This window comes from Nostocoides japonicum T1-X7 (assembly GCF_001046855.1).
Classification (GTDB): domain Bacteria; phylum Actinomycetota; class Actinomycetes; order Actinomycetales; family Dermatophilaceae; genus Nostocoides; species Nostocoides japonicum.
The window spans coordinates 309,582-327,355 of the sequence record NZ_HF570958.1 but is presented as its reverse complement, the minus strand read 5'-3'; the positions used below and the strand labels follow the sequence as shown (position 1 = coordinate 327,355).

The 17,774-nt window shown below is 71.0% G+C and carries 13 protein-coding genes and 1 pseudogene; 11 read left to right on the top strand and 3 right to left on the bottom strand.

Translation table 11 applies throughout. From position 1 onward, the window contains the following. Nucleotides 1-161 precede the first annotated feature (161 nt). Nucleotides 162-476: a hypothetical protein gene (locus tag BN12_RS01500; protein ID WP_048549732.1), complete on the bottom strand. Its 315-nt coding sequence runs from the start codon at nucleotides 474-476 to the stop codon at nucleotides 162-164. A 240-nt stretch (nucleotides 477-716) separates the two neighbouring features. Between BN12_RS01500 and BN12_RS01495 the strand changes: the two genes are divergently transcribed. Further along, nucleotides 717-2,039, top strand: coding sequence for an aminotransferase class V-fold PLP-dependent enzyme (locus BN12_RS01495; RefSeq protein ID WP_083454323.1), 1,323 nt, complete (start codon nucleotides 717-719; stop codon nucleotides 2,037-2,039). Nucleotides 2,040-2,275: 236 nt separating this feature from the next. On the opposite strand, the gene BN12_RS24220 is transcribed toward BN12_RS01495, so the two are convergent. Next, nucleotides 2,276-2,605, bottom strand: a complete 330-nt coding sequence (locus tag BN12_RS24220) for a hypothetical protein (protein WP_157635291.1) — start codon at nucleotides 2,603-2,605, stop codon at nucleotides 2,276-2,278. Nucleotides 2,606-3,350: 745 nt separating this feature from the next. Between BN12_RS24220 and dnaK the strand changes: the two genes are divergently transcribed. The 5 genes and pseudogenes from dnaK to idi all read left to right on the top strand — a co-directional run bounded on the left by dnaK (nucleotide 3,351) and on the right by idi (nucleotide 8,176). Then, complete coding sequence (gene dnaK, locus BN12_RS01490) at nucleotides 3,351-5,258, top strand: molecular chaperone DnaK (protein WP_048549731.1); 1,908 nt, start codon at nucleotides 3,351-3,353, stop codon at nucleotides 5,256-5,258. Next, the gene (gene grpE, locus BN12_RS01485) at nucleotides 5,255-5,914 is read left to right on the top strand and encodes a nucleotide exchange factor GrpE (RefSeq protein WP_235432266.1); all 660 of its coding nucleotides are present in this window, start codon (nucleotides 5,255-5,257) and stop codon (nucleotides 5,912-5,914) included. The genes dnaK and grpE overlap by 4 nt, the downstream gene beginning before the upstream one ends. A gap of 47 nt (nucleotides 5,915-5,961) precedes the next feature. Next, nucleotides 5,962-7,014, top strand: coding sequence for a DnaJ C-terminal domain-containing protein (locus BN12_RS01480; protein WP_048549729.1), 1,053 nt, complete (start codon nucleotides 5,962-5,964; stop codon nucleotides 7,012-7,014). 173 nt (nucleotides 7,015-7,187) lie between these two features. After that, nucleotides 7,188-7,613: pseudogene (locus tag BN12_RS25970) on the top strand (heat shock protein transcriptional repressor HspR); the annotation flags it as partial. Then, on the top strand, nucleotides 7,613-8,176 hold the full coding sequence (idi, locus tag BN12_RS01470; protein ID WP_048549728.1) for an isopentenyl-diphosphate Delta-isomerase: 564 nt from the start codon (nucleotides 7,613-7,615) through the stop codon (nucleotides 8,174-8,176). The pseudogene BN12_RS25970 and the gene idi, both read left to right, overlap by 1 nt. A 71-nt stretch (nucleotides 8,177-8,247) precedes the next feature. On the opposite strand, the gene BN12_RS01465 is transcribed toward idi, so the two are convergent. Next, nucleotides 8,248-9,084: a helix-turn-helix domain-containing protein gene (locus BN12_RS01465; protein WP_048549727.1), complete on the bottom strand. Its 837-nt coding sequence runs from the start codon at nucleotides 9,082-9,084 to the stop codon at nucleotides 8,248-8,250. 50 nt (nucleotides 9,085-9,134) lie between these two features. Between BN12_RS01465 and BN12_RS01460 the strand changes: the two genes are divergently transcribed. From BN12_RS01460 to clpB, 5 genes are all read left to right on the top strand, one after another. Then, nucleotides 9,135-9,779: a maleylpyruvate isomerase family mycothiol-dependent enzyme gene (locus tag BN12_RS01460; protein ID WP_083454322.1), complete on the top strand. Its 645-nt coding sequence runs from the start codon at nucleotides 9,135-9,137 to the stop codon at nucleotides 9,777-9,779. Between the two features lie 57 nt (nucleotides 9,780-9,836). Then, nucleotides 9,837-10,931: a Nickel transporter NicT gene (gene nicT, locus BN12_RS01455; protein ID WP_235432265.1), complete on the top strand. Its 1,095-nt coding sequence runs from the start codon at nucleotides 9,837-9,839 to the stop codon at nucleotides 10,929-10,931. 150 nt (nucleotides 10,932-11,081) lie between these two features. After that, nucleotides 11,082-12,788, top strand: coding sequence for a formate--tetrahydrofolate ligase (locus BN12_RS01450; protein ID WP_048549725.1), 1,707 nt, complete (start codon nucleotides 11,082-11,084; stop codon nucleotides 12,786-12,788). A 481-nt stretch (nucleotides 12,789-13,269) separates the two neighbouring features. Beyond that, nucleotides 13,270-14,727 (top strand): LCP family protein, encoded by a 1,458-nt coding sequence (locus BN12_RS01440; RefSeq protein WP_048549723.1) that lies wholly within the window; start codon nucleotides 13,270-13,272, stop codon nucleotides 14,725-14,727. A 377-nt stretch (nucleotides 14,728-15,104) separates the two neighbouring features. After that, complete coding sequence (gene clpB, locus BN12_RS01435; RefSeq protein WP_048549722.1) at nucleotides 15,105-17,669, top strand: ATP-dependent chaperone ClpB; 2,565 nt, start codon at nucleotides 15,105-15,107, stop codon at nucleotides 17,667-17,669. Nucleotides 17,670-17,774 lie beyond the last annotated feature (105 nt).

The window sequence follows — 17,774 nt, the reverse complement described above, 5'->3', positions numbered from 1 at the left end:
GTCTGCCACCCGATCGGGGTCTGTGCACCACCTGCTCCGCCCCGCCGGCCGGCTGACCCTGGCGGTCTGGCACCCGATCGGGGTCTGTGCACCAGAGCCAGTCATCCGGCCTAGCGGTCTGGCACGCGATCCCGGCCGACCTCCGCGCGCCTGGGGTGGGGTCAGGACTTGCGGTCGCTGAGCAGGTGGGCAGCCGTCGCCGTCGCGGCCGAGACGACGGCCACCGCCGGCCAGGCGCCGATCCGTTTGGCGAGGGGGTGCGACAGTCCCATGGCGGCGGCATACACCGTCCCGAGGCCGAGGGCCGTCGGGAGGCCTTGGCGGGCCCAGCTGCGGGCGCAGTACGCGCCGACCGCGGCGAACAGCGCACCGCCCGCCGGCCGGACGCCGGTCTGATCGGCCACGAGGAAGCCGCCGGCGAGTCCGAGGACCGTGAGAGGTGCGGTGTCCACGTCGGCAGCGGTGCGCAGGCTCATGACCCACGATCGTAGGTCGCGACGGGTGGAAGTCATCCGGGACCCCACACAGCCAGGATCCCGCGGATCCGGAACAGCGCGGAATGGGGACCCGCAGGTTCGCAACAGCTGCCGAACCGGCACCCGCGGATCGGGGATCCCGCGGGTTCGCGGCAGGTGCGGAATCGGAACCCGCGGATCCGGGATCCCTCGAGAGTGCCCGGATGCCTCGATCCGCCGGGACCCTGAGACGCTGGGCCGGTGACGACGATCGGGAGCAGGCAGGCGGCATACGACATCGACCGGATCCGCGCGCAGGTTCCGGCGTTGGCCGACGGGACGGCGTACTTCGACGGCCCAGGAGGATCCCAGACGCCGGAGCCGGTCGCCCGGGCGATCTACGAGACGCTGACCGCGCCGCTGGCCAACCGCGGGCTGGCGACCGCCGCGGAGCGGAATGCCGAGCAGACCGTCCTCGAGGCCCGGTCGGCGGTGGCGGACCTGCTCGGCGCGACACCCGGCGGTGTCTTCTTCGGCCGGAGCATGACCCACAACACCTTCGAGCTGTCGCGGGCGCTCGCCAAGACGTGGGAGTCCGGCGACGAGATCGTCGTCTCGAGCCTCGACCACGACGCCAATGTCCGGCCGTGGGTCATCGCGGCGGCGGCGCGCGGGGTGACGGTGCGGTTCGCCGAGCTCGACCCGCTCACCGGAGAGCTCGACCCGGCCGCGGTCGAGCAGGTCCTCGGCCCGCGAACGCGCCTCGTCGCCGTCACGGCGGCCTCGAACCTCATCGGCACGATGCCGGACGTGCGCGCCATCGCCGACCGGGTCCACGCCGTCGGTGCGCTGCTCCATGTCGACGGCGTCCATGCGACGGCTCATGTGCCGATCGACGTGGTGGCCCTGGGCGCCGACTTCTTCGCCTGCTCGCCGTACAAGTTCCTCGGGCCGCACTGCGGCGCGACGTGGGGCCGCCCGGAGGCCCTCGAGCGCCTCGCGCCGGACAAGCTGCTCCCGTCGACCGACGCGCTGCCCGAGCGGTTCGAGCTTGGAACCCTGCCCTACGAACTGCTCGCCGGGACCGCGGCGGCGGTCGGTTTCCTCGCCGACCTCATCCCACCTGCGGCGCCGGCCGCTCCATCATCGGTCGCGCCCGCGTCGGTCGGGGCGACGGCCCCGGTCACGCCAGCCACTGGTCTCACCGCCCCGGCCGGAGCCTCACGACGCGAACGCATCGTCGCCTCGATGACGGCACTCGAGGCATACGAGGACGCCCTGCGCCGGCGGCTGGAGCAGGCGCTGTTCGAGCTCCCGGGCGCGACCGTCCACTCGCGGGCGGCGCGCCGCACGCCCACGCTCCTCGTGACGATCGACGGTGTCGACCTCCAGGCGCTGCGAGCGCATCTCGCGGCCCGGCGCATCAACGCGCCCGTCGGGTCGTTCTACGCCTACGAGCCCGCGCGTCGGCTCGGCCTCGGCGCCGAGGGAGGTATGCGGTTCGGCCTGGCGCCGTACACGAGCGAGGAGGACGTCGACCGGCTGGTCGGCGCGCTCCAGGAGTACCCGCCGTTTCGCGCCTGAGCGCCGCCGTCGTGCCCCGGCCGAGCGGATGGCTCGGCGAGGTCGATTCGCCCGTTCGCCCCACCCGCTCGACCGACGGACACCCAAATGCCCGCCCCGGGTGGCCGACCTCGTGCTCGTCGCCGGCCTCGCATACCCGGTCCGGGTCCCTTTGGGTGTCCGCCGGTCGGCTCGGCCCGCATCCTGGGCCTCGCCCCGTGTCCGCCGCGCAGGGCTGAGGTCTGTCGTCGCTCGCCTCAGTTGGCGAACGTGATCGTGTACCGCACGTGTGGGTCCACGGTCACCACGACGTGGGAAGGATCCTTGACGGCGAAGACGACCTGCCATTGGTAGGTAGCCTGCGGTGGCAGCACGTATTCCGGTGATTCGTTCCGCCCTATGCCTCGTCCCGTGACGGGAACACCCTCGGCGCCGGCCGACACGACGCTGATCTCGAGGCGGCCAGGTCTGTAGCCATGCTGAGAGTGGTTGTCTATCTGAACCGGCATGGTGATGCGAGCTGCGGTGGTGCCGGTTCGCCCAGTCGAGTACGGAAGCCCGAACTCACTGGGCTCGAAGACCGTCACCGTGAGCCCAGGTTCAATGAGGACAGGCTGATTGAAAGGGTGGACCTTGGCTGTGCGGGCACCCACGGCCGAGGTCGGGGCCGATGCATCCGGGGCCGATCGATCCGTCGGGCCTGATCGAGCCGTCCCGGAGGTGGAGGTCGGCGTATTCGGTGGAGTCGCATCGGATGCCGTGCAAGCGGCCATCACGAGTGCACCCGCCGCAAGGGCGACCGTGGAACCAACTCGGCCTCGACTCAACGCAGCTCCTGTCGGCAGGTCCTCGAGAGACGCACGAATTACCGTGAGCCTAGAGCCTTCCCGAGCGCGCTGTGGGCGATCTCCTCGCACATCGACTGGATGAGTCCAGCCGGTCCTCCCGCTCAGGATCGTGGTAGCGGCGCATGTTCCGTGGACTCCGATTCTCGCGAGAGGCAGGACGCCTCTGTCCGACGGACACCCAATGGCCGGCCAGGGTGGCCGACCTCGTGCTCGGCGCGGGGTTCGCATACCGGGCCGGAGTCCCTTTGGGTGTCCGTGGGCCGGCCCCGGCCGGGTGGGCTGCCCGTCGCCGGGCCCGGGCTGCCCGCCGCGGCTCCCACCCCTACACCTCGGCCCGCCTGGAATCCATCACTCCGATCGGGAACAAGACGGGAGGTCGTAAAGTTGAGTCAAGTGAGCGCAAGTTTGACGACCGAAGTTGCGGCATGACCGCTCAGGTCCATAGCTTGAGTCCGAAGTACTCAACCACAAGGAGACACACACCATGGCACGTGCGGTCGGCATCGACCTCGGTACCACCAACTCCGCGGTCGCCGTCCTCGAAGGCGGCGAGCCCACCATCATCGCGAACGCCGAGGGGGGCCGGACCACTCCGTCCGTCGTCGCGTTCTCCAAGAACGGCGAGGTGCTCGTCGGCGAGATCGCCAAGCGCCAGGCCGTCACGAACGTCGAGCGGACCATCCGCTCCGTCAAGCGCCACATGGGCACCGACTGGAGGTCGCCGGAGATCGACGGCAAGACCTACACGGCCCAGGAGATCAGCGCCCGGATCCTCCAGAAGCTCAAGCGGGACGCCGAGTCCTACCTCGGCGAGACGGTGACCGACGCGGTCATCACCGTCCCGGCATACTTCGACGACGCCGAGCGCCAGGCGACGAAGGAGGCCGGCGAGATCGCGGGCCTCAACGTCCTGCGGATCATCAACGAGCCGACGGCGGCGGCCCTCGCATACGGCCTCGACAAGGGCAAGGAGGACGAGCTCATCCTCGTCTTCGACCTCGGCGGCGGCACCTTCGACGTGTCCCTCCTCGAGGTCGGCAAGGACCCCGAGGACGGGTTCTCCACCATCCAGGTCCGGGCGACGAGCGGCGACAACCAGCTCGGCGGCGACGACTGGGACGACGCCATCGTCAACCACCTGCTCACGACGGTGAAGAACAACACCGGCGTCGACCTGTCCAAGGACAAGATCGCCATGCAGCGGCTGCGCGACGCGGCGGAGCAGGCCAAGAAGGAGCTGTCGAGCTCGACGAGCACGAACGTCTCCCTCCAGTACCTCTCGATGAGCGAGAACGGCCCGATCCACCTCGACGAGACGATCACGCGGGCGCAGTTCGAGCAGATGACCAAGAGCCTCCTGGAGCGCACGAAGCAGCCGTTCCACAACGTCATCAAGGACGCCGGGATCTCCATCTCCGACATCGACCACGTCGTCCTCGTCGGCGGTTCCACCCGGATGCCGGCCGTCAGCAACCTCGTCAAGGAACTGACCGGCGGCAAGGAGCCCAACAAGGGCGTCAACCCGGACGAGGTCGTCGCCGTCGGGGCGGCACTGCAGGCGGGCGTCCTCAAGGGCGAGCGCAAGGACGTCCTCCTCATCGACGTCACCCCGCTCTCGCTCGGCATCGAGACCAAGGGCGGCCTGTTCACCAAGCTCATCGAGCGCAACACCGCGATCCCGACGAAGCGGTCGGAGGTGTTCTCCACGGCGGAGGACAACCAGCCGTCGGTGCTCATCCAGGTCTTCCAGGGCGAGCGCGAGATCGCGCAGCAGAACAAGGCGCTCGGCACGTTCGACCTGTCCGGGATCGCCCCGGCACCCCGCGGCGTCCCGCAGATCGAGGTGACCTTCGACATCGACGCGAACGGCATCGTCAACGTGTCGGCGAAGGACCGCGGCACCGGCAAGGAGCAGAAGATCACCATCTCCGGCGGCAGCGCGCTGTCGAAGGAGGAGATCGAGCGGATGGTCAAGGACGCCGAGGCGCACGCCGCCGAGGACGCCAAGCGCCGTGAGGAGACCGAGGCCCGCAACACGGCCGAGAACCTCGTCTACTCGACGGAGAAGTTCCTCCAGGACAGCGGAGAGAAGCTCACCGAGGAGCAGCGCAAGCCCGTCGACGAGGCCCTCGCGGACCTCAAGGGGGCCCTCAAGCCGGACTCGGGCGCGAGCGCGTCGGACATCTCGACGAAGGTCGACACGCTCAACGAGGAGTCCCAGAAGATGGGCGCTGCCCTGTATGCCGCGAGCGCGGCGGAGCAGCAGGCCGCCGGTGATGCCGGTGCCGGCTCGGCGGGTGCGGGCGACCAGACCGGTTCGACGGGCGGCTCCGACTCCGATGACGATGTCGTCGACGCCGAGGTCGTCGACGAGGACGAGGACGCCAAGTGACCGAGACTCCTTTCCCGGGCCGTATGCCTGGTGAGGACGACTCGGTGAACGACGACGCGGTGAACACCGAGTACGTCAACGACGAGGTTCCCGCCGCCGCGGCCGACGCGGCGGCGGGCGACCCCGCCGAGACCGAACGGGAGGTGGTGGGCGAGACGACGTTCGAGCCCACCACCGGCCGGCCGTCGCCCGCCGCGCCGTCGGTCCACCCGGACACGGCCCTCGCGGCCGAGCGGCTCGATGACCTCCAGCGGCTCCAGGCCGAGTACGTCAACTACAAGCGACGCGTCGACCGTGACCGCGCCGTCGTCCAGGAGGCGGCGGTCCAGTCCGTCCTCGACGCGCTCCTGCCCGTCCTCGACGACATCCACGCGGCGCGCCAGCACGGCGACCTCGTGGCGGGGCCGTTCGCCTCCATCGCGGACAAGCTCGAGTCGACGCTCGGCAAGTTCGGGCTCGAGCGGTTCGGCGACGTCGGGGTCGAGTTCGACCCGCTCGTCCACGAGGCCCTCATGCATACCTCGTGGGACGCCGACAACCCCGCCCTGCCGAAGGACGCGACGACGACGACCGTCGTCACGGTCCTCCAGCCGGGCTACCGTACGGGTGACCGTGTCATCCGTCCCGCGCGGGTGGCAGTGGCCGACCCCACGTGATCGCATACGAGACAAGCGTTTCCGACGCCTGAGAGGAGGACGCCACGATGGCCAGCCAGGACTGGTTCGAGAAGGACTTCTACGCGATCCTCGGCGTCCCGCAGGACGCCGACGACGCGGCCATCAAGAAGGCATACCGCAAGCTCGCCCGCAAGCTGCACCCGGACCAGAACCCGGGGGATGCCGCGGCGGAACAGCGGTTCAAGGACGTCGGCGAGGCGTATGCCGTCCTGTCCGACCCCGAGGAGCGCCACGAGTACGACGCCGTGCGGCAGATGGCTCGCGGCGGCGCGCGGTTCACGGCCGGCGGACCGGGGGGCGGCAACGGCGGCTTCGAGGACATCTTCAGCGCGTTCGGCGGCGGACGCGGAGGAAACGTCCGGTTCTCCACCGGCGGAACGGGATTCCGCGGATCCGGCGGGGCCGGAGGGGCGGGTGGTCAGGCCGACATCAACGACATCCTCAGCCAGATGTTCGGCGGGGGTGGAGGTGGCACGGCATACGGCGGGGGCGACCCCTTCTCGGGGTACGGCGCACCGGCCGGTCCCCGCAAGGGCCAGGACGTCACGGCCCGGACGAGCCTGTCGTTCCGCGACGCGGTCGAGGGTGCGACGGTCACCCTGCAGACGCCGGAGGGCCGGTCGATCACGACCCGGATCCCCGCCGGGGTCAAGGACGGCCAGAAGATCCGGCTCCGCGGCAAGGGCGCCCCCGGTGACGCCGGCGCGCCGAGCGGCGACCTCATCCTCACCGTGACGGTCGACAAGCACCCCGTCTTCGGCCGCGACGGCGACAACCTCACGGTCGACCTGCCGGTGACCTTCGCCGAGGCCACCCTGGGGGCCACCGTGCGGGTGCCGACGCTGAACGGCGGCTCGGTGCGCGTGAAGGTCGCCCCGGGCACACCGAGCGGTCGGGTGCTGCGTGTCAAGGGCCGTGGCGTGAAGACGAGCTCCCACACGGGTGATCTGCTTGCCAAGGTGAACGTCGTTGTCCCGCAACGACTCTCCGGCGAAGCACGCGAGGCGGTCGAGGCTCTCCGCAAGCAGGAGGGCGACTACGACCCGCGGGCCGAGCTGTTCGCGAAGGCCGGCGAGTGATGCCTGCGGGTGAGCGGAGGACGACCCCCTACAGCGCGGCTGCTGCGGGTGGTGCCGCCCGTGCCCGCGGGGTCCCCGGCGGCCCTCGCCCCCTCGGCCCCTCGGCCACGGGGCGACGGCCGGCCGGCGAGGCTGCGCCGGTCTTCGCCCCCGACGACTCCTCGGTCTTCGCCTCCGACGACGACGCCCCGGTCTTCGTCATCTCCGTGGCGGCCGAGCTCGCCGGTATGCACGCGCAGACGTTGCGGCAGTACGACCGGCTCGGCCTCGTCACCCCGTCGCGGACCCGCGGCGGCGGCCGGCGCTACTCGGCCCGCGACGTCGCGCAGCTGCGCGAGGTCCAGCGGCTGTCCCAGGAGGAGGGCGTGAGCCTCGCCGGGATCCAGCGCATCCTCGAGCTGACCAACCAGGTCGAGGCGCTCCAGGCTCGGGTTCGCGAGCTGCGCGAGGAGCTCGACAGGGTCACCCACGGAGCCAGCGCGCGGTTCTTCGCGGTGTCGCCGAGCGGCGACGTCGCGATGCGGCGCGGCGCGCCGCCGGTCGGTCGCGATACGCCTGGGGCGCTCGTCGTCTGGCGGCCTCCGGCCTCCCGCCGCTGATGAGCGAGGAGACCGCCGGACCCTCCGACGATCCGCCCGTCGTCCTCGTCGACGAGGACGACGTCGAGGTGGGAGTGGCCCCCAAGCTGGCCGCCCACCGGCCGCCGGCCCCGCTGCACCGGGCGATCTCGGTCTTCCTCCACGACGGGGCCGGACGACTGCTGCTCCAGCGCCGCAGCGACGCCAAGTACCACTTCGCCGGCCTGTGGGCCAACACCGCGTGCGGCCACCCGGCCCCTGGGGAGGACGTCGAGGAGACCGCCCGCCGCCGCCTCGCCGCGGAGCTCGGCGCCGTGGCGGGCCCGCTGCGGGGCGTCGGCACCGTCGTCTACGAAGCCGCCGACCCCGTCTCGGGGCTCGCCGAGCACGAGTTCGACCACGTCCTGTTCGGGCGGCTTCTCGGAGGGGTCGACCCGCGTCCCGACGAGGTCGCCGAGGTCTGCTGGGCGACGCCCGCCGAGGTCTCCGCCCTCGTGGCCTCCCGACCCTCGACGGTGGCGCCGTGGCTCGCCATCGTGCTTCCGCTCGCGCGAAGGGCGATCTCCTCCCCGAGCGGCGACTGACTGCTCCGAGCCCGAGCCCGAGCCCGAGCACCAGACCCAGCCAGCACTGCCGCGCGGCCCGGCAGCTGCCGTCAGGCGGGCCGCTGGGCGCGGAGGTAGGCGCCCGGCGTCATCCCCGTGAACCGCTTGAAGTCACGCGTGAAGTGGGCCTGGTCGGCATACCCGGACTCGACGGCGATCGAGGCGAGGTCGCCGCGGCCCTCCTTGATGGCGAGCGTCGCATCATGGAGGCGGCGGCGCTGGATGAGCCACTTCGGGGTGAGCCCCATCCGCTCGGTCGTCAGCCGCTGGAGGGATCGCTCGGTCATCCGCAGGGCGGCGCACAGGTCAGCGACGTGGACGATGTCGGGGCGTGCCTCGAGGAGCGCGACGACGTTGTTGCAGACCTGACCGGCCTCGTCGACGGGGCCGAGACGGCGGATGCGGCTCTCGACGGCACGCAGCGCCTCGAGGTGACGCCTCGGGGAGGCCGGGTCGGGCGCCATGATCCCGCGGATCTCCTCGACGAGACGCGCCCCGTCGAGGGATGGCAGCGTCGCGAGGTCGACGCGGTGGTCGGTGAGCGGGGCGACGGAGCCACCGAGGAGGAGCGAGCCGGCGGCGGGCTGGAGCATCGTGCCGACCCCCCACCCCGTCCCCGCGAGGTCCACCCGCCCGAGGCCGGTGTCCGGGCCCACGGCGATGGCATACGTCGTCGAGACGACGATGAGGCAGACGGGGTACTGGAGGACCTGTTGGCTCCACGTCAACCCGGCCGGAAGGTCCCACACCGGGACCCAGTAGCGCATGACGAGGTCCCCGAGGTCGTCCGACGGCGCGTAGCGCCAGATGGGCGGCGACGGCCGGTCGGCAGCGGTGAGGTGCGCTCGGTCGACCGGCTCGACCGGCCGCGGGCCCTGGCTCGCCATTGTCGGATTATGACAATCGTCGTGTCGGTGCCCCGACCTACTGTCGTTCCATGACGTCAACACCACACACACCGACACCACACACCACGACACCGGACATCACGGCACCGAGCACCACGGCGTCGGAGACCACGAAGCCGTCGAGCCACGAGCGCTACGAGACCCTCGCGCGCCGCTTCGACGCCGTCATCGACACCACCGCTCCGAGCGCCTGGACGAACCCCTCGCCGTGCGAGGGATGGTCCGCCGCCGACGTCGTCGCCCACGTCGTCGACAGCGAGCGGGAGTTCCTCCGGCGGGCCGGCGTCCCGCTCGAGGAGCGCCCGGAGGTCGCCGCCGACCCGGTCGCGGGCTGGCGCCGCCACCACGACGAGCTCTCCGGCCTGCTCGCCGATCCCGCCGTCGCCGACGCGGCATACACCGGCATGTTCGGCGACACGACCGTCGGGGCCATGCTGGCCGACTTCTACGGGTTCGACCTCATCGTGCACCGCAACGACATCGCGCGGGCCGTCGGCGTCGCGGACACGTTCGAGGAGGAGGAGCTGACGATGGTCGAGCGGGCGGCGGACGGGTTCGGCGACCACCTCTACGGGGACGGCGTCTGCGCAGCGGCGGTCGAGGTGCCGCGGGACGCGAGCCGGCAGGATCGGCTCCTCGGCCGGCTGGGCCGCGACCCCCGATGGCGTCCCTGAGCGGGCCTCGTCGGGGTCGGGGGAGCACTGCTGCGAAATGTTCGCAATAATGGCGGGGTGACCGCGCACTTCGGACGCCCCCAGTGGATCGCGATCGGTCTCATGACCGCCGCCGTCCTCGCCCTGCACGTCGTCGGGTTCGCTCTCCTCGTCGGGGTCGTGGCTCCGCAGCACTACGTCCTCGGGTCCCAGGCCTTCGGGATCGGCCTCGGGCTCACGGCATACACCCTCGGCATGCGGCACGCCTTCGACGCCGACCACATCGCCGCCATCGACAACACGACCCGCAAGCTCATGGAGGACGGCCAGAAGCCGGTCACCGTCGGCTTCTGGTTCTCCCTGGGCCACTCGACCGTCGTCTTCGCCATGTGCACCCTCCTCGCCCTCGGCATCCGGTCGCTCGTGGGCCAGGTCGAGTCCGACGACTCGACCCTGCACACGGTGACGGGGGTCTGGGGGCCGACGGTGTCCGGCCTCTTCCTCATCGCCCTCGGCCTCGTCAACCTCGCGACGCTCCTCGGGATCGTCAAGGTCTTCCGCCGGATGCGCCGGGGGACCGTCGACGAGGCCGAGCTCGAGGAGACCCTCGCGAACAAGGGCGCGCTCTACCGGATGTTCGGGGGGTTGACGAGGATCGTCCGCAGGCCCTGGCACATCTATCCCGTCGGCGTCCTCTTCGGGTTCGGGTTCGACACGGCGACCGAGGTCAGCCTGCTCATCCTCGCCGGGGGCGCGGCCGCGGTGCAGCTGCCCTGGTATGCCATCCTCACCCTGCCGCTGCTGTTCACCGCCGGCATGAGCCTCCTCGACTCCTTCGACGGCGCCTTCATGAATGCGGCCTACGGCTGGGCCTTCGCGCGCCCGGTCCGCAAGATCTACTACAACATGACGGTCACGGCCCTCTCGGTGACCGTGGCCCTCGTCATCGGCGGGATCGAGCTCATCTCGGTCCTCGCCGCTCGGCTCGACATCACGACGGGGCCGCTCGCCGCCATCGGGAACATCGGCCTCGACTACGTCGGGTATGCCATCGTCGCCCTCTTCATCCTCACCTGGGCCCTCGCGGTCGGCGTGTGGCGGTGGGGCAGGGTCGAGCAGCGCTGGGAGAGCGCCCTCGCGACGGCGCCGGAGACGGGCCGCGCCCACCGCTGACGCAGGCGCGTCCATCGCCGACGGGAGCCACGCCCAGCGCGGCTGCGAGCGGCGCCGGCCGCTGACGCGAGCGGCGCCGGCCGCTGACGCACGGGAGGCGTCCGGGCCGAAGTGGCTACCGAGAGTACCCCGGGGGTACAGGATGGGGTTGTGCCGACGACGTCACCGCCGAGCGATCTCGAGATCGCTCGCGCCGCCACCCTGCTGCCCATCGCCGAGGTCGCGGAGGCGGCCGGCCTCAGACCCGAGCACATCGAGCCGCACGGCCGGCACGTCGCCAAGATCGAGCTCGCCGCCATCGACGACCTGGCCGATCGGCCGAGAGCCAAGTACGTCGTCATCACCGCCATCACGCCGACACCGCTCGGCGAGGGCAAGACGACGACGTCCGTCGGCCTGGCCCAGGGGCTGCAGCACATCGGCAAGCGCTCCATCCTCGCGATCCGGCAGCCGTCGATGGGCCCGACCTTCGGCATCAAGGGCGGCGCCGCCGGCGCGGGCCGCAGCCAGGTCGTCCCGATGGAGACGCTCAACCTCCACCTCACGGGGGACTTCCACGCCGTCACGGCGGCCCACAACATGCTCGCGGCGATCGTCGACAACCACCTCCACCACGGCAACCAGCTGGGCCTCGACCCGCGCAACATCGCCTGGCGCCGCGTCCTCGACGTCAACGACCGCTCGCTGCGCAACATCGTCGTCGGACTCGGGGCCCGCGTCGACGGCGTGCCGCGTCAGGCCGGGTTCGACATCACGGCGGCGAGCGAGGTCATGGTGATCCTCGCGTTGTCGACGTCCCTGCGGGACATGCGCGCCCGGCTCGGCCGGATCGTCGTCGGCTACACGTATGCCGGTGAGCCGGTCACGGCCGAGGACCTCCACGCCGCGGGGGCGATGGCGGTCATCATGAAGGAGGCGCTCAAGCCGAACCTCATGCAGACCATCGAGCACGGGCCGGTCCTCATCCACGCCGGCCCGTTCGGCAACATCGCGACGGGCAACTCCTCGATCGTCGCCGACCGGGTCGGGATCCACGCCGCCGACTACCTGCTCACCGAGGCCGGCTTCGGCTCCGACATGGGCGCCGAGCGCTTCTTCAACGTCAAGTGTCGCGTCGCGGGCCTCCAGCCGGACGCGGCGGTCCTCGTCGTCACGGTCCGGGCGCTGAAGACCCACTCGGGCCGGTACCGCGTCGTCGCCGGGAAGCCGCTGCCGCCGGAGATGATCGAGGAGAACCCCGACGACGTCCGGGCCGGCCTCGCGAACCTCGTCAAGCACATCGAGATCGTCCGCTCCTTCGGCGTCTCGCCGGTCGTCGCGATCAACCGGTTCCCCACCGACTTCGACAGCGAGCACGACGTCATCCGCGCCGCGGCCGAGGCGGCCGGAGCCCGCGTGGCCGTCGCGACCCACGTCGTCGACGGGGGAGCCGGCGCGGCCGACCTCGCCGAGGCGGTCGTCGCCGCGTGCGCGGAGGAGCACGAGTTCACCCCGACGTACCCGATGGACGCCTGCCTCACCGACAAGATCGAGGCCGTCGCGACGAAGGTCTACGGCGCCGACGGCGTCGACTACACCCCGGCCGCGGCGCGCGACCTGGCCCGGTTCGAGGAGCTCGGCTACGGCGCCTTCCCCGTCGTCATCGCCAAGACCCACCTGTCGATCTCGTCCGACCCGACGCTCCGGGGCGCCCCGACCGGGTGGCGGCTGCCGGTCCGTGAGGTCCGCGCCGCCGCCGGGGCGGGTTACGTCTACGCCATTGCGGGCGACATGCGCACGATGCCCGGTCTGTCCTCCGCTCCCGCGGCGATGTCGATCGATCTCGACGACGACGGCGAGATCGTCGGCCTCTTCTGACTCGCCTCCCACGCCCACCCGCCGCGCAGATGTCGCACGTGCCGAGAAGATGTCGTCGAAAGGCCGAGGTGGCGACAACAACTCGGCACGTGCGGGGTGGTTCGGTGCACGTGCCGAGAAGATGCCGTCGAAAGGCCAGGATGACGACAACAACTCGGCACGTGCGGGGTGGGTCGGTGCACGTGCCGAGAAGATGTCGTCGAAAGGCCAGGATGACGACAACAACTCGGCACGTGCGGGGGGAGTGGTCTAGGGGCGGGCGGAGCGGGGGAAGAGCGGGCCCAACCGGGCGCCCGGGTGCGTCGTCGAAGAGGGGAGGAACCCGCATACATCGTTTTCGCAGGTTCGTCGGTCATACTGGCCGGTGGACGTGGGTCTGCCAGCCCAACCGTCCATCTTTTCCTGCAACCGCGAGGAGCCAAGCCCTGTGTCGTTAGAGGATGTCGGTCGACGGTCCCGTCTGGAGGCCCGAAGACGCCAGATGCGGCGCTTCTATCTTCTCACGGGCTCGAGCACCGTCGTCCCCGGGAGCGGGCTGCTCGGGACGCGTCGGCGGTGGCTCGGCGCCGGGGTCCTCGCGCTCTTCGTCGTCGCCGGCGTGTATGCGCTCGTCAGGGTCATGAGCCAGGGCGCCATGTCGACGGCCCTGTCCATCGGGGTCGACCGGAGCAAGCTGCTCGTCATCCTCGTCGGTCTGCTCGGCGGAGCCCTGCTGTGGGCCGCGTTCATCGTCGTGACGGCGGTGACGACCCGCCCCCAGGACGCGACGCGCGTCGAGTCGTGGACGACGAGGGTGTTCGCCGCCCTGTGCTGCTGCCTCGTCGTCTTCCCCGCCCTCATCGGCGCCCGCGCCATCGCCATCCAGCGCGACGTGGTCGGGACGGTGTTCTCCGACGGAGGGGACCCCGCGTCGGTCAACGCGGTGAAGCCGGCCGCCGAGAAGAAGGATCCGTGGGCCGACATCCCCCGCGTCAACGTCATGCTCATCGGCGCGGACTCCGGCAAGGGCCGGATCGGTGTGCGGTCGGACTCGATGATGGTCGCGAGCATCAACACCAAGACGGGCGACACGGTTCTCATCGGGCTGCCCCGCAACCTCGACCGGGTGCCGTTCGCTGCCGACGACCCGCTCCACGCGCTCTATCCCGACGGGTTCCATTGCATCAACCCGCAGTCCGGCGTGAACCAGGACTGCCTGCTCAACGGCATCTGGACGCTCGCCGAGCAGCACAAGGACCTCTTCCCCGGAGACCCGGCACCGGGCTACACCGAGACCCGGCGGGCCCTCGGGAGGATCACCGGGCTGACGATCAACCAGAGCGTCATCATCGACCTCAAGGGCTTCCAGCAGCTCGTCGACGCGATGGGCGGGGTGACCGTCGACGTCAAGAGCCGGATCTGCATGAACTGCAAGAGCGACGGCGCCGGCGGCATCGTCTGGACGACCGGCAGGCAGGCGTGGATCGAGCCGGGCCGCCAGCACCTCGACGGCAAGGAGGCGCTCTGGTATGCCCGGTCCCGGGCGCAGTCCGACGACTACAGCCGGATGCGGCGGCAGCGCTGCATGGTCGGCGCGCTGCTCGACCAGTCGAACCCCGTGAAGATGCTCGCGAACTACGGGGCGCTCGCCGAGGTGTTCAAGAACAACGTGACGGTGGACATCCCCCAGAGCGATCTCGAGGCCTGGGTCACGCTCGTCCAGCGGATCCAGAACGGCACGATCAGCAGCCTGCCGATCACCGACCAGGTCGTGAACGTGTCCAACCCCGACTACGCCAAGATCCGCCGCCTCGTCCACAAGGCGGTCGCGGACCACCCGGCCGCGACGGCGACGCCGACGACGAGCGCCGCGTCACCCTCGAAGACCTCGACGCACGGGAGCTCGACGACCACCGAGCCCGACGACGGTGCGGTGAGCTCGATCGACGCCACCTGCTGACCCAAGCCCACCCCCCACCCCACCCCTCCTGGCGGTCTGGCACCCGATCGGGGCCTGTGCACCACGGCCAGGCTGGTGCCGCGGTGGTCGCCTGGCGGTCTGCCACCCGATCGGGGCCTGTGCACCACGGCCAGGCTGGTGCCGCGGTGGTCGGCTGGCGGTCTGCCACCCGATCGGGGCCTGTGCACCACGGCGGGGCCGGTGCGGGGGCGGTCGCCTGGCGGTCTGGCACCCGATCGGGGCCTGTGCACCACCGCCGGCTCGTCCATGACACGCGACCGGAATGGCATACCCGAGGTTGAGTGGAATAGGCTCAACTTTGGGGTGGTTGGACCGTAGGAGAATCTCCCATCCCCCGTACCCAAGGAGCCGCCTTCATGGAGCTGAAGCCCACGACCAAGGTCGCCGAGGCCCTGGCCGTCGCCCAGCGGTCGGCACAGACCGCCGGAAACCCCGAGATCGTCCCTGCCCACCTGGCCGTCGCCCTCGCCGAACAGGCGGAGACGACGACGCCCGCCCTGCTCGCCGCCGGTGGCACGTCCGCCCAGGCCGTCGCCGCGGAGGCGCAGCGTGCGCTGGCCCGGATGCCGCATACGAGCGGCTCCTCCGTCCAGTCGCCCGGCCTGTCCCAGGACACGCTTGCCGTGCTCCAGGCGGCGCAGACGCTCATGCAGGCCAAGGGAGACACCTACCTGTCGACCGACCTGCTCGTCCTCGCCCTCATCGAGAAGGGCGCCATCCAGGCGGACGCCCGCGCCGTCGAGGCCCAGATCGAGAGCCTCCGGGCGGGCCACCACGTCACGTCCGAGAACCCGGAGGCGACGAGCGAGGCCCTCGAGAAGTACGGCACCGACCTCACCCAGGCGGCCCGCGACGGCAAGCTCGACCCCGTCATCGGCCGCGACGCGGAGATCCGTCGGGTCATCCAGGTCCTCTCCCGCCGGACGAAGAACAACCCCGTGCTCATCGGCGAGCCCGGCGTCGGCAAGACGGCCGTCGTCGAGGGGCTCGCCCAGCGCATCGTCGACGGCGACGTCCCCGAGAGCCTGCGCGACAAGCGTCTCGTGAGCCTCGACCTCGGCGCCATGGTGGCCGGCGCGAAGTACCGCGGCGAGTTCGAGGAGCGCCTCAAGGCCGTCCTGGAGGAGATCAAGGCCTCCGAGGGACAGATCGTCACCTTCATCGACGAGCTGCACACCGTCGTCGGCGCGGGAGCGACGGGTGAGTCGGCGATGGACGCCGGCAACATGCTCAAGCCCCTCCTCGCGCGCGGCGAGCTGCGCCTCGTCGGCGCGACGACCCTCGACGAGTACCGCGAGCACATCGAGAAGGACGCCGCCCTCGAGCGCCGGTTCCAGCAGGTCTTCGTCGGCGAACCCTCGGTCGAGGACACCATCGCCATCCTCCGCGGTCTCAAGGAGCGCTACGAGGCACACCACAAGGTCGAGATCGAGGACACCGCGCTCGTCGCGGCCGCGAGCCTCTCCGACCGCTACATCAGTGGTCGGCAGCTCCCCGACAAGGCGATCGACCTCGTCGACGAGGCCGCCTCCCGGCTGCGGATGGAGATCGACTCCAGCCCCGTCGAGATCGACGAGCTCCGTCGCGCCGTCGACCGGCTCAAGATGGAGGAGCTCCACCTCGTCAATGAGAAGGACGCCGCGTCCGTCGAGCGCCTCGACCGGCTCCGCAAGGATCTCGCCGACCGGTCCGAGGAGCTCGCGACGCTCACCTCGCGGTGGGAGGCGGAGAAGTCGGGCCTCAACAAGGTCGGCGAGCTCAAGGCGAAGGTCGACGAGGCCCGCACCCAGGCCGAGCGGCTCCAGCGCGAGGGCGACTACGAAGGGGCATCGCGCCTGCTCTACGGCGAGATCCCGCAGCTGGAGAAGCAGCTCGCCGCGGCCAACGAGGCCGAGGTCGCCGCGGGGTTGAACTCCAGCGACCTCATGGTCAAGGAGCGCGTCGGCGCCGACGACATCGCCGAGGTCATCTCGGCGTGGACCGGCATACCGGCCGGTCGTCTCCTCCAGGGCGAGACCGAGAAGCTGCTGTCGATGGAGTCGATCATCGGCTCGCGGCTCGTCGGCCAGGTGAAGGCGGTCGAGGCCGTGTCCGACGCGGTCCGTCGCTCCCGCGCGGGCCTCGCCGACCCCGACCGGCCGACCGGGTCCTTCCTCTTCCTCGGCCCGACGGGTGTCGGCAAGACCGAGCTCGCCAAGAGCCTCGCCGACTTCCTCTTCGACGACGAGCGGGCCATGGTCCGCATCGACATGAGCGAGTACTCCGAGCGGCACGCCGTCGCCCGTCTCATCGGGGCACCCCCGGGGTATGTCGGGTACGAGGAGGGCGGTCAGCTCACCGAGGCGGTGCGCCGGCGTCCCTACTCCGTCGTCCTCCTCGACGAGGTGGAGAAGGCCCACCCGGAGACCTTCGACATCCTCCTGCAGGTCCTCGACGACGGGCGGCTCACCGACGGTCAGGGCCGGACGGTCGACTTCCGCAACGTCATCCTCGTCATGACGAGCAACCTCGGGTCGCAGTTCCTCACCGACCCGACGATGTCGGACCAGGCGAAGCACGACGCGGTCATGGGGATGGTCCGGGCGACCTTCAAGCCCGAGTTCCTCAACCGGCTCGACGAGATCGTCGTGTTCGACCCGCTGTCCACCGACGAGCTCAGCCACATCGTCGAGCTCCAGGTCCGAGCCCTCGCGACCCGGCTCGCCGACCGCCGGATGACCCTCGAGGTGACCGACGCGGCGCGGGAGTGGCTGGCCATCACCGGGTACGACCCCGCCTACGGCGCGCGCCCGCTGCGCCGGCTCGTCCAGCGCGAGATCGGCGACCGGCTCGCCCGTGCCCTGCTCGCCGGCACCGTCCACGACGGGGACACCGTGACGATCGACCGCGACGGCGACAGCGACGGTCTCATCCTCCGGTGACGTCGTACCTCGACCGGGTGGGGGTCCTGGTGGGTGGAGGTATGCGGTGACGTTCGGGTGGGGTCGTTGTACCTCGACTGCGCGGGACCTCTGCTGGGTCGAGGT